This is a genomic window from Pseudothermotoga thermarum DSM 5069, from assembly GCF_000217815.1.
In the GTDB taxonomy this organism is placed as follows: Bacteria; Thermotogota; Thermotogae; order Thermotogales; family DSM-5069; genus Pseudothermotoga; species Pseudothermotoga thermarum.
Map to the genome: position 1 here is coordinate 1,952,432 of NC_015707.1, position 12,383 is coordinate 1,964,814.

General features: G+C 40.7%; 13 protein-coding genes and 2 tRNA genes. 14 read left to right on the forward strand and 1 reads right to left on the reverse strand.

Annotated elements, in window-relative coordinates:
* The first annotated feature begins 15 nt into the window (after positions 1 to 15).
* On the forward strand, positions 16 to 1,356 hold the full coding sequence (mnmE, locus tag THETH_RS09740) for a tRNA uridine-5-carboxymethylaminomethyl(34) synthesis GTPase MnmE (protein ID WP_013933175.1): 1,341 nt from the start codon (positions 16 to 18) through the stop codon (positions 1,354 to 1,356).
* A 29-nt stretch (positions 1,357 to 1,385) separates the two neighbouring features.
* On the opposite strand, the gene hup is transcribed toward mnmE, so the two are convergent.
* The gene (hup, locus tag THETH_RS09745) at positions 1,386 to 1,658 is read right to left on the reverse strand and encodes a DNA-binding protein HU (protein WP_013933176.1); all 273 of its coding nucleotides are present in this window, start codon (positions 1,656 to 1,658) and stop codon (positions 1,386 to 1,388) included.
* Between the two features lie 268 nt (positions 1,659 to 1,926).
* Here hup and THETH_RS09750 point away from each other — a divergent pair, with 268 nt between their 5' ends.
* The 13 genes from THETH_RS09750 to THETH_RS09810 all read left to right on the forward strand — a co-directional run bounded on the left by THETH_RS09750 (position 1,927) and on the right by THETH_RS09810 (position 12,369).
* A complete protein-coding gene (locus THETH_RS09750) occupies positions 1,927 to 3,204 on the forward strand; it encodes a hypothetical protein (RefSeq protein WP_013933177.1) in 1,278 nt (425 codons plus the stop codon).
* Positions 3,205 to 3,215: 11 nt separating this feature from the next.
* Positions 3,216 to 5,876, forward strand: a complete 2,661-nt coding sequence (ppdK, locus tag THETH_RS09755; RefSeq protein ID WP_013933178.1) for a pyruvate, phosphate dikinase — start codon at positions 3,216 to 3,218, stop codon at positions 5,874 to 5,876.
* Positions 5,877 to 5,927: 51 nt separating this feature from the next.
* Positions 5,928 to 6,521, forward strand: a complete 594-nt coding sequence (locus tag THETH_RS09760; RefSeq protein WP_013933179.1) for a class I SAM-dependent methyltransferase — start codon at positions 5,928 to 5,930, stop codon at positions 6,519 to 6,521.
* Positions 6,518 to 7,210 carry an energy-coupling factor ABC transporter ATP-binding protein gene (locus THETH_RS09765; protein ID WP_013933180.1) on the forward strand — a complete coding sequence of 231 codons (693 nt, stop codon included), beginning with the start codon at positions 6,518 to 6,520 and terminating at the stop codon, positions 7,208 to 7,210. Before THETH_RS09760 ends, THETH_RS09765 begins: the two co-directional genes overlap by 4 nt.
* 2 nt (positions 7,211 to 7,212) lie before the next feature.
* Positions 7,213 to 7,890: an ABC transporter ATP-binding protein gene (locus THETH_RS09770; RefSeq protein WP_013933181.1), complete on the forward strand. Its 678-nt coding sequence runs from the start codon at positions 7,213 to 7,215 to the stop codon at positions 7,888 to 7,890.
* A 17-nt stretch (positions 7,891 to 7,907) separates the two neighbouring features.
* Positions 7,908 to 7,982 (forward strand) — tRNA-Arg (locus THETH_RS09775).
* A 65-nt stretch (positions 7,983 to 8,047) separates the two neighbouring features.
* Positions 8,048 to 8,124, forward strand: a tRNA-Lys gene (locus THETH_RS09780).
* 139 nt (positions 8,125 to 8,263) lie between these two features.
* Positions 8,264 to 8,776 carry a translation initiation factor IF-3 gene (infC, locus tag THETH_RS09785; protein WP_013933182.1) on the forward strand — a complete coding sequence of 171 codons (513 nt, stop codon included), beginning with the start codon at positions 8,264 to 8,266 and terminating at the stop codon, positions 8,774 to 8,776.
* Positions 8,777 to 8,790: 14 nt separating this feature from the next.
* A complete protein-coding gene (gene rpmI / locus THETH_RS09790) occupies positions 8,791 to 8,994 on the forward strand; it encodes a 50S ribosomal protein L35 (RefSeq protein ID WP_013933183.1) in 204 nt (67 codons plus the stop codon).
* Between the two features lie 15 nt (positions 8,995 to 9,009).
* Positions 9,010 to 9,381, forward strand: a complete 372-nt coding sequence (gene rplT / locus THETH_RS09795) for a 50S ribosomal protein L20 (RefSeq protein WP_013933184.1) — start codon at positions 9,010 to 9,012, stop codon at positions 9,379 to 9,381.
* Positions 9,382 to 9,692: 311 nt separating this feature from the next.
* A complete protein-coding gene (locus THETH_RS09800) occupies positions 9,693 to 10,667 on the forward strand; it encodes an ABC transporter substrate-binding protein (protein WP_013933185.1) in 975 nt (324 codons plus the stop codon).
* Positions 10,664 to 11,623 carry an ABC transporter permease gene (locus THETH_RS09805; RefSeq protein ID WP_013933186.1) on the forward strand — a complete coding sequence of 320 codons (960 nt, stop codon included), beginning with the start codon at positions 10,664 to 10,666 and terminating at the stop codon, positions 11,621 to 11,623. The genes THETH_RS09800 and THETH_RS09805 overlap by 4 nt, the downstream gene beginning before the upstream one ends.
* The gene (locus tag THETH_RS09810) at positions 11,620 to 12,369 is read left to right on the forward strand and encodes an ABC transporter ATP-binding protein (RefSeq protein ID WP_013933187.1); all 750 of its coding nucleotides are present in this window, start codon (positions 11,620 to 11,622) and stop codon (positions 12,367 to 12,369) included. The genes THETH_RS09805 and THETH_RS09810 overlap by 4 nt, the downstream gene beginning before the upstream one ends.
* The last annotated feature ends 14 nt before the right edge of the window (positions 12,370 to 12,383 follow it).

Genomic DNA, 12,383 nt, shown 5'->3' on the forward strand with positions numbered 1-12,383 from the left:
GTTTGAACGGATACCATCGCTGCCATTTCTTCACCAAAGGGTATTGGTGCAATAGCTGTAATTAGAGTAAGTGGGACTTTAAGCTGGGAGATTGTTCGTAAAATATTGGCAAAATCGGTTGAAGTTGAACCCAGGAAAGTTTACCACAACTTTGTCATTGACAAAGATGGACAAGTTGTCGATGAGGTTATGGTTGTCTTTTACAAAGCGCCAAATTCTTACACTGGAGAAGACATGGTAGAAATAATGTGCCATGGCGGGTTTGTTGTGAGCGAGATGATTCTTGAGCTTTTGATAAACAACGGAGCAAGACTTGCTGGTCCTGGGGAATTCACAAAACGCGCTTTTTTGAATGGAAAGATGGATTTAACTAAAGCTGAGGCAGTTAAACAAATAATAGAGGCTACCTCAAGGCATGCTGTCAAAGCCATCTCCCAAAATCTCACCAGTAGATTTTACCAAATGGTTAAGCAACTTCGTGAGGATGTGCTCAATCTTTTAGCACATTTAGAAGTTGAATTCGATTATCCAGACGATGTGTTCATAGAACGTGGATATTTGTTGAAAATGGCGGAAGATGTTCTATCAAAAGTTGAAAAATTACTCAGCAATGCGGAAAACAGATTAGCTGTTTCGTCTGGAATCAAGGTTGTGATAGTTGGAAAACCCAACGTTGGAAAATCGTCACTTTTAAACGCTTTAGCTAAAGAAGAAAAAGCCATAGTAACCGAGATACCTGGAACGACCAGAGATCTGATCGAAGTCCCAATCACCATTGATGGGATCAACTTCACGTTAGTTGACACCGCTGGCATAAGGACTTCGAATGACAAGGTTGAACAGATTGGGATTGAACGTGCAATAAAGGCTTGTGGTAAAGCCGATTTGATTTTATTTGTTGTTGATGCAACCACAGAATTGGATGAGAACGATATGAGGATATTAGAGCTCATAAAGGATAAAAGATACCTTGTTGTTATAAATAAAATCGATGCAAGGGATTTCGTGGATAGAGAAAAAATCAAGCAAATTCTCAAAACAAATACTCACGTTTTAACTGTCTCGGCTTTGAAAAAAGAAGGGATTGAGGAAGTGGAGAAACAAATTGTAAACAGCGTAAAAGATGTGATCCTATCCACCGATGGCTATGTGACAACTCACAGACAATACGAACATTTGTTGGAGTGTAAGAGAAATTTGGTGAAGGCCTTTGAAAGTTTAAAAAACTCAGTTGAACTTGACATGGTTGCGGAAGACTTAAGGTCAGCTTTAAAACAACTAGATTTGTTAACTGGTGAAAGCTACACGGAGGATTTAATAGACAAGATCTTCAAAGAATTTTGTGTTGGAAAATAAAGAGGGGGTGCAAAAGCCCCCCTCTGCTTTTACTTGATCTTTTCTTTGAGTGCTTTTCCAGGTTTGAACTTTGGTACTTTTCTTTCTGGAATTGTGATGGGCTTTTTGGTCTGTGGGTTGACACCTTTTCTCTGAGCGGCTTTCTTAACCATGAATGTTCCAAATCCGACGAGCTGCACTTTTTCACCCTTGCCAAGCGTGTCAATGATTGTTTCGATTGTTGTGTCAATGACTTTTTTGACGTCCTTCTTCTTCAAACCGCTCTTCTTTGCGACCTTGTCGACAAGTTCCTTCTTGTTCATTCACAGTCCCCCTTTCTATTGAGAATTTTGGGAGGATTGCCCTCCCTCACTTATGAATAATAGCACTTTTTCGATAGACATTTCAAGTCCCCTTCCCATCGAAACGGGAAAACCTTGGATTTTTGTTTCAGAAATGTTGAAAAGAAGCGGGATTCAGATAACTGTAATCTGAGAAAATCTTTTATAACGGTATTTTTGACTTATTTCAAAAAATTCGGTCAAATTTTATGGTATTATCAACCTTAGGGTTGAAAGGGAGGTATAAGGAATGAGGAAATTTTTTGTGGCAGTTTCTCTGTGCTTAGTGCTTGTGGCCTTTGGTATATCAAGATTCATTCCCGGCGATTACGAAAGTGTTTTCATTGCTCGTTCAAATGGAAAATATTATGATCAAGCTAAAAGCTATGGACTGATAAAAATTTTGGCTGTGGATCTTGGGCTAGAACCTATGATTCAAAGCTTGCTGGCAAGTTATGGAGCTCAATATGGTGTAACAACAAAAGATATCGATGATTTATTAAGAAAAGATCTTTTAATAGTTCAAAACAAAGAAGATATCTTCGTAGCTCTAGGTCCATCACCTTCTGCTGGAAAATTCGTCAGATTTGTATCAACGCTGCTTGGGCAAGAACTTCAGATTTCTCACAAAGACGATTATTTGTTGATATCCACCAGCAAGGAACTTTTGGATAAATGCTTAAAAGGCGGCGGCTCTGTTCCAAAGGAAGTTATGAATCTTTTCAACGACGAGAGAGTTTGGGCAGTAAGCTATTCTCCCGGTATGTCAATTTCTGGTGCACAGTTTTCTTCAAAAGGTTTTGTTAAGGTTCTAAGCGATCGGATTTATTGTGAACAAATTTTAATAGCTCAAAACGATGCAGCTAAATCGATTTTGAAGCAATTAACACCTTCGAAAAACTTTGAACTTGTTGAGGATCAAGGTTTGTCTGGTGAAGTTTTTGCATTCGTCAACATTTCAGATCCTTCTACTGTTAGAACACTTTTCGACTTTTCAAAAGACGTTCTTCAGTTATCTAAAACCTTTGGAATAGATGTGAAGGCGCAACTGGAAACTTTCGAAAAGTTGATAGACAAGTTCGGCGGAAAAGCGGCTTTATCAATGCAAGCGGCGGAAATAGTTGAATCTTTTCTTGCGCTTGATCAATCCAAAGAACAAAAAGAGCAAAAAGTTAAAATGTACGCAGTTATGCGTATGAAAACCACTTTGCAGGAGCTTAAGAACATCCTTGGTGGGGAGATTCAAACTTTTGGTAAAACTCAGTATCTTCGCACCGATGATTTCTACGTGGTGGTTGAAAAAGACGTTGTGAGGTTGTACACAATGCCTCCATACGATTACAAGCCAACTAGTAGTTCTTTGGAAAAAGCCAAGCAATTTTTCAAGTCAAATGAAATGTCACTGTTTGTCTTCATCGATTTCGATCCAATTTTGGATAAGCTTCTTGGTATAACAACTGGGTCAGCTTTTGTTCTCTACCAAAGTGTTGAAAATGATTTGCTGAAAACAATCTGGTATCTGAAGTAGGGAGGTGTAGCATGGTGAAAAAGTACGTCTACTTCTTTGCAAACGGTGTGGCAGAAGGAAAAGCTGAGATGAAGGATATCTTAGGCGGTAAAGGTGCAAACCTAGCCGAGATGACCAACCTTGGTATACCAGTTCCGCCTGGTTTTACGATCTCTGCGGAGGTTTGTAGGTACTATTACACTCATGGACATACCTATCCAGAGGGTTTAAAGGAAGAAGTTGAAGCAGCAATGAAAAGATTGGAGCAGGTGACCGGAAAAGGTTTTGGTGATCCAAAAAGACCGCTGTTGGTTTCAGTCAGATCCGGTGCAGCAATTTCAATGCCTGGTATGATGGACACCATACTAAACCTTGGTTTGAACGATGAAACAGTTGAAGGTTTAGCAAAAATGACCAACAACCCAAGATTTGCTTACGATGCTTATCGAAGATTTCTGCAAATGTTTGGAGACACCGCACTCGGAATACCCAGAAGCAAGTTTGAAAATGCTTTGGAAGAAATGAAGAAGGCCAAAGGCGTAAAGTTTGACGTTGAACTTGATGCAAACGATCTTAAAAAGCTTGTTGAAATATTCAAGAACATATACAAAGAAGAAAACAAAGAATTCCCGCAGGATGTTTACAAACAGTTGTGGCTTGCAATCGAAGCAGTCATAAAGAGCTGGATGAGTGAAAGAGCCGTGAAGTACAGACAAATTCACAACATCAGGGAAGATCAAATGCTTGGAACAGCTGTAAACATAGTTGCCATGGTCTTTGGAAACATGGGTGAAAATTCCGGAACAGGTGTTGCTTTCACAAGGGATCCAAACACTGGAGAAAAGAAAATTTACGGAGAATTTTTGCCAAACGCACAGGGTGAAGATGTCGTTGCAGGTATAAGAACTCCTCTTCCGATTTCAGAACTTGAAAGATTGATGCCACAGACTTACAAAGAACTTGTCGAAATAATGGATAAACTGGAAAGGCACTACAAGGACATGCAGGACATAGAATTCACAATCGAAGAAGGAAAGTTGTATCTGCTGCAAACAAGAAGCGGTAAGAGAACTTCAAGGGCTGCCATAAAAATAGCCGTTGATATGGTTCATGAGGGTTTGATCACCAAAGAAGAAGCAGTTTTGAGGGTTAAACCTGAGGATGTTGAAAGAGTTTTGCATCCAAGATTTGATGAAAAAGAACGGGCAAAAGCTACCGTCATAGCCAAAGGTTTGCCTGCTTCGCCTGGTGCAGCCACAGGAAAGGTTATCTTCGATTCTCACAAAGCTGAGGAACTTGGTAGGAACGGCGAAATGGTGATTCTCGTTAGACCTGAAACAAGTCCAGAAGACGTCGGTGGAATGGCTTTTGCACAGGGTATTCTAACCTCAAGGGGTGGAATGACTTCTCACGCAGCGGTTGTGGCACGCGGAATGGGTAAGCCTGCCGTTGTTGGAGCAGAAATGATTGAAGTTAAAGAAGAGGAAGGATTCTTCAGGGTAAACAACGTTGTTGTCAAAGAAGGAGATTGGATATCCATAGACGGTGCAACTGGAGAAGTTTTGCTTGGAAAGATTCCAACGATTAGGCCAATGGGCTTGGAAGGAGAAATTGCCGAACTGCTCAAGTGGGCAGATGAGATCAGAAGACTTGGTGTAAGGGCCAACGCAGATATACCAAGAGATGCGGATGTTGCAAGAAGGTTTGGAGCAGAAGGTATAGGTTTGTGCAGAACGGAGCACATGTTCTTCGAGAAAGACAGGATTCCAAAGATGAGAAAAATGATCGTTGCAAAAACGAAGGAAGAACGTGAAAAGGCTTTGAATGAATTGTTGCCACTCCAAAAGGAAGACTTCAAAGGTTTGTTCAGAATCATGGCTGGTTATCCTGTAACGATCAGGCTCATAGATCCACCTTTGCACGAATTCCTCCCACAGGACGACGAACAGATAGAGGCTACCGCAAGGGAGCTAGGAATGTCTGCCAAAGAGTTGAAGGATATAGTTGAATCGCTCAAAGAACTGAACCCAATGCTTGGTCACAGAGGTTGTAGATTGACGATTACATATCCAGAAATAGCGATAATGCAAACAAAAGCAATAATCGGAGCAGCCATAGAACTCAAGAAAGAAGAAAACATCGACGTAATACCAGAGATCATGATACCACTTGTCGGACATGTTAACGAGCTTGTCTATATGAAGAAGATTATCAAAGAAGTTGCCGATCAGATGATCAAAGAAGCAGGTGTTCAAATTGAGTACAAGATTGGAACCATGATCGAAGTGCCAAGGGCTTGCGTCACAGCGGACGAAATAGCGAAAGAAGCCGAGTTCTTCAGCTTTGGAACAAACGATTTGACTCAGATGACCTTTGCCTTCAGCCGTGACGACATAGGTAAGTTCTTGCCGGAATACTTGCAGAAGGGAATACTTGAACACGATCCATTCAAGACCCTTGATTACGAAGGAGTTGGCAAATTGGTCGAAATGGCTACGCAAAAAGGTAAGCAGGCTAGATCGAACTTGAAAGTCGGTGTCTGCGGAGAACACGGAGGAGATCCGCGATCGATCAGATTCTTCCACAAAGCAGGTCTTGACTATGTAAGTTGTTCTCCATACAGAGTACCTATTGCAAGATTAGCCGCCGCTCAAGCTGCTCTTGAAGGTAAAAAGTACGAAGAAAACGGATAAAAAGAAGAGGGCGTAAGCCCTCTTCTTTAAATTGATCAATGAGGTGGAAAAATGGAACATTACTATGTTGAGAAACCTCAGTGCAAATTGAGAGTTAAAAGAGTTATTTTCGAGCTTAAAAATGGCAGAAAGTACATTTTCGATACCCCTTCTGGGGTTTTCAGTTTTGGTGCAATCGATAAAGCAACGAAAATTTTGATAGAACATGCTTTGATAAAAGGAAAAAAAGTTCTTGACCTTGGTTGTGGTTATGGTGTGATCGGAATAGTTTTGAAAGGAGAATACCCAGATTTGGAAGTTTACATGAGTGATATAAACGAGAGAGCAGTTGAATTTTCCAAAGTAAATGCCAAGAACAACAATGTTGAAGTTCACATCAAAAAAGGAGCTTTTTTTGAACCCTGGGGTGATGAAATTTTTGATGTAATTTTACTTAATCCACCAATCGTGGCAGGAAAACAGGTAGTTTTACGTATGATATCTGAAGCAAAAGAACATTTGAATCCAGGAGGACTATTTGAAGTTGTTGCTTACCACAACAAGGGTGGTTCTTACATTAAAAAAGCCATGCAGGAGATTTTTGGAAACGTTCAAGACCTTTACAAAGAAGGCGGAATAAGAATATACCTTTCTAGAAAAGAATGAAAATGTTAGAGGCTATTGATATTTCATTTTCCTACGGCAAAAGATTGGTTTTAAAGCAAATCAACCTCACCTTAAGAGAAGGAGAACTTGTTCTATTAACGGGCGCGAACGGTTGTGGGAAAACAACCTTGCTGAAACTTCTTTCCGGACTTTTGCCTTTTCAAGAAGGTCAAATTCTTTACAACAAAAAGAAAGTTTCTCAAAAGGAGCTTAGAGATCTCACGGGTTATGTTTTCCACAATCCATTTGAGCAAATTTTTAATTTCACTGTTGAGCACGAAATAGCCTTTGGGTTGGAGAATACAGGTGTTGAAAGACAAAGAATGTTGAAAATAGTTGATGAAACTTTAGAATTTTTCAAATTGAATTCGGTGCGCTTTAAAGATCCTGGTACGCTTTCTTGTGGACAAGCTCAAAGAGTTGCAATTGCATCGATAGTTGTTTTGAAGCCAAAATTTCTTTTCTTAGATGAACCAACTGCGATGCTTGACGACGAAGGCTGCAAACAAGTTAAAGACTGCTTGAAAGCTTTGCTTGAAGAAGGGATAGGAATCGTTGTTGCAACTCATGAACCTGCATTTTTTTCTCAACTTGTATCAACTGTGGTTCACATGAGTTTTAATAGTGTGGATTTTGTAGGTAGTTTTGATCAGTTTAAAAGTAAAGGTTTTGAAGACGTGGAGATTTAGATATGAAAGACGACTTTTTACTTCAAGTTTTTGATCTTTGGTTTCGATATTCAAATGAAGATGGTTACATTCTGCGCGGGGTAAATTTTACTCTAAATTTTGGAGAAATCGCTTTGATAACAGGAACAAACGGGAGTGGAAAAACGACTTTTTTAAAACTCGTATCCGGTTTGATCAAACCAGATAAAGGGTTGATTCTTTTCAACGGCAAAAACATTCACAGCGATACTTCTTACTTAAAAAAAATTGGTTTTGTCCCGCAAAATTCTGAGGACTTATTTCTGCGCAAAACTGTTAAGGATGAAATTCTCTATTCTTGTGAAAACTTTGAAATCGCAAATCCAGAGGAAAGGCTTGAGGAAGCTTGTAAATTGCTCGATATTGATAAAGAACTTTTGCCAAGAAATCCATTCAGTCTCTCTCACGGTGAAGCCAAAAGAGTGGCTTTAGCTGCTGCGGTAGCGCATGATCCTGATTTGTTGATCCTGGATGAACCATTCGTTGGTCTTGACAAGCCAGGAAAGAGAATTTTGGAAAATCTACTTAAAATCTGGAAAGAAAAAGGAAAAAGTGTTCTTCTCACTTCTCAAAGGTTGAATGTTCTTGCAAATGTAAAAGTGGAAAATTACGTCCTCAAAGAAGGCACTTTGATTAAAATTGACAGTCACAATCTGTCATGATACAATCAAAAAGCGGAGCCCCTATAGTTCAATGGATAGAACGGCGGATTCCTAATCCGCAGATGGAGGTTCGATTCCTCCTAGGGGCACCAGGATTGAACTGATTGACGAAATCTCAACGGTATGATAAAATCGTTTGCGGATTTTTATCAAGTGTGGGCCGTTAGCTCAGTCTGGTAGAGCACCTGACTCTTAATCAGGGGGTCGCAGGTTCGAATCCTGCACGGCCCACCAGGCAAAGTGGAAGCCTAGCTTCCCACCCCAAGACGTAAAGTCGAAGGGGTTTGTTCAAAAAATAAACCGCGATGGGAGGCGGGCTTTTGCCCGCTTAATTTTTTAGCGTAGGGAGGGGAAACATATCGAAAAGGAACAAGTGTTTTTGAAGAATGAACAAATCAAAAAACCAACGGTTAGGGTAATCGACGTAGATGGCAAGCAAATAGGAATTCTGCCAACACGCGAGGCTATTGAGCTTGCAAGGAGAAAGGGACTAGATTTAGTGCTTGTGGCACCGAACGCTGATCCGCCTGTTGCGAAGATCATGGATTTTGGAAAGTACATGTATCAACTTGCAAAAAAACAAAAGGAAGCAAAGAAAAAACAAAAGCAGCAGGAAATAAAGCAGATGAAATTCAGATTGAAGATTGACGAGCATGACTATCAAACAAAACTTAGGCACATCAGAAGATTTTTGGAGGATGGCAACAAAGTTAAGGTAACGGTCATGTTCAGGGGTAGGGAAATAATGTTTCAGGAAAAGGGAAAAGAATTGCTCGATAGGATTGTCAAAGATGTTAGCGATATAGGTGAAGTTGAAAGCGAACCAAAGTTGGAAGGTAAAGACATGTGGATGCAAATCAAACCGAAAAGTCAAAAAGGTGGATGAGGGAGGGGCAAAAAATGGCTAAATGCAAAATGAAAGTGAATAAAACAGCGGCAAAAAGGTTCAGAGTCACAAGAAACGGGAAAATTTTGTTCAATCATGCACGCAGAAGACATACGACTGGTAAAAGAAGAAGATCAACATTAAGAGCTTTGAGAATGAAAGATAGTTTGAAAAAATGCGATGAAGGTAGGATCAAAAGATTGCTTGGATTAAAATGAGGAGGTTGATGTAAAATGCGAATCAAAAGAGCTGTTCACGCAAAGAAGAAAAGAAAGAAATATTTAAAAGCAGCCAAAGGTTACAGAGGAGCTCTCAGCAGAAGATATAGACTGGCAAAACAGCATTACTTTAGGGCAAAGATGTATGCTTACATTGGAAGAAAGCTTAAAAAGAGAAACTTTAGAAGGATTTGGATAACAAGGATAAACTTTGCCGCAAGGCAAAATGGGATCAAATACAGTCAGTTGATTCACGGTTTAAGGCTTGCGAATGTGAACATCAACAGAAAAATGCTGGCTGAGCTTGCCGTCAACGATCCGGCAGCTTTCGCAGAGTATGTAAGGATAGCCAAAGAAAGCCTACAAAAAGCAGCTGCTGTGAAATGAGAAAACGGGGTGAGAAAAAGCTCACCCCGTTTTTATTTTTCATTTTCACCTCTTGACAAACTATGGGTGTTTATGATATCCTCACTAAAAAGTAAACTCATGGGGGTTACGAATTTGGGAAAGTTTTTCATGTTGGTTAATACAGCTACATTCTCTTACGCCTATTGGTTTAGGGGAACGCCCTCTTCCGGGATTCCCCTAAGATTTACTGCCAACTAGGCGTAGGGGAATCCAAAAATAAAAGGAAGAGGGCATCCAAAAAAGGATGCCCTCTTTTTTTAAAAACAACATTCCATGGGAGGTGTAGGTTTATGAAAAAGTTAATTTCCGCCGTGTTAATGTTGATCATCTCGGTATTGGTACTTGGAACAGTTCGTGTTGGGATAACTCAGATCGTCGATCATCCTGCCTTGAACGCCGTTTACGATGGGATCATCAAAGCGTTGGAGGATGCTGGTTTCAAAGTTGGAGTAGATGTTATCATCGACAGGCAGAATGCGCAAGGAAGTATTCAAAACGCTGTAGCAATAGCAAGAAAGTTTGCCGATGAAAAAGTAGATTACGTCGTTGCGATTTCAACACCTTGTGCCCAAGCAGCTGTTCAAGTTATTACAGATCGACCCGTTGTGTTTTCAGCAGTCACCGATCCGGTTGGCGCCGGCTTGATCAAGCAACTTGGCAAAAACGACTCAAACGTTGTTGGAATTTCGGATATGGCACCAGTTGCAACACACTTAAAATTAATCAAGATGATCTTTCCGAATGCCAAAAAGGTTGGGGTAATTTACAATCCCGGTGAAGCAAATTCAGTAACACTTACAAACATTGCAAAAAGTGTTGCACCTTCACTTGGTCTGACGATAATTGATATTCCTGGTACCAGTGCCGCCGAAATGGTAACAGCTTTGACCAGCATAGGTCCAAGTGTTGATGTTTTGTACATTGGAACAGATAACACCGCTGCTGCTGGAATACAAGCCATTGGTTCTGCTGCTTTGAGGTTGAAAAAACCGATAGTTGCCGCGGATATCGACATAGCACGAGGTGGAGGTGTAATTGGGTTTGGGTTTGACTATTTCACAATTGGGGTTGAAACTGGAAAGCTTTTGGTTCAACTCATCAAAGGTGCAAAACCTCAAGATCTTGAATCTGGTGTTCTTGGTCCTGAATCTTTGCTTCTTTACATCAACCTTGATGTTGCAAAGCAGCTGGGTGTTGAAATACCAAAGGATCTAATCGACAGAGCAAACATATTGGTTCAAGGTGGGCGTGAGGTGAAAAGATGATACCCATTCTTGAACAAGGTCTTTTACTTGCTTTGGCCGCCATGGGTGTTTACATATCTTTTCGCCTTGTGGATCTTCCAGATCTTACTCCGGACGGCTCCTACGTTCTTGGAGGAGCCGTCGCGGTAGTTCTTCTTCACTCCGGCCATGGGTGGGGTTTATCGGTGCTTGCGGCTGCACTTGCCGCCGGTGCAGCCGGTGTAGTTGTCGCCTTCTTGACGACCAGGTTCAAGATCAATTCTCTTTTGGCTTCCATACTGGTTATGACTGCTCTTTACTCGTTGAGTATCCGTGTTATGAATGCCCCAAACCTTCCCGTACCAAAGTTTGACACCGGAAAGATTTTTGCTTATGAACAACTTACAGGCGGAACACCTTTGGATGATCTTCTTGGAAATTTTCAGGTTAGTTTTGAAGGAACGGGTTTAAAAGCCGTCAGAATACCTTTCAACAACCGAGCAGACGGAAAAGATTTGGCTTTGATAGCTCTCATCGTTGCAGTAAGTGCAATTGCTCTTTGGATTTTTCTGAAAACCGAATTTGGAATGATGCTTCGAGGCTATGGTAAAAACAGATTTGCAGTTAAAGTCCTTGGCGTAAATCCAGATTTGTATGCTTATGTTGGACTAATTTTGGCGAATGTTTTCGTGGGAATATCTGGGGCTTTGTTTTCGATGTACAGCGGTTTTGCGGATGTCAACATGGGTATAGGCACAGTGGTTGTCTGTCTTGCTTCGGTCATACTTGGAGAGATAATTTTTGGAAAGCGTCAACCCATGTATGGTGTATTGTTTCCCATTGTGGGAGCAGTGTTGTATCAATTTTTGCTTTCTTTGGCGATGAAGTATGGATACAAGATAGGTTTTAAACCAAGCGATATGAAGTTGGTCACAGCAATCTTTGTTGTTTCTGTGATAGCCGCAAGGAGGTTCAAAAAAAGCGAGGTGATGGTATGATCGAACTTGAAAATGTCACAGTGATATACAACAAAGGAACTTTGGATGAAAAGGTTGCTTTGAGAAACGTCAGTTTAAAGGTAGAACCAGGAGAATTTGTCGTCATAGTTGGTGCAAATGGTGCTGGAAAATCCACTTTGCTTAAGCTCATCGTAGGAGGTGTGAAACCAACAGAAGGTCGGTGCAAAGTTTTTGGACAGGATGTAAAATCAGAGAAGATATTCAAATGCGCAAGTATAGTTTGTCAGGATCCAGACATGGGAGTTTTTCCAAATCTTTCGATAGAAGAAAATCTGATATTGGCTAGCAAGAAAGGCCTAAGAGGGTTGAGCTTTGGAAGGATAGACAAAAAGATTTTAGAGCTTCTCATCTCCACAAAAATGGGTTTGGAACAAGATTTGAAAAGAAAAGCATCCAAGCTTTCTGGTGGTCAAAAACAAGCCTTAGCAGTTGTAATGGCAGTGGCGTCCAATCCAAAATTACTTTTGCTGGACGAACACACCGCTGCTTTGGATCCAAAAAGTACCGAAACGGTCATGGAATTGACCGAGAGGATAAACAGGGATTTCGGTACCACGATTTTGATGATAACTCACGATATGAGTATAGCGGAACAATATGGTAACACAATCGTTGTCTTGGAAAATGGTAAAATTGTGGCTAGAATTGATAAGCGTAGAGAAAAAGTTGCTGCTTCTCAGCTGAAAGCAATGATAGGATCGATGCGGATTTCTTTTGCATCTTAGACTTAGGGGTGAAA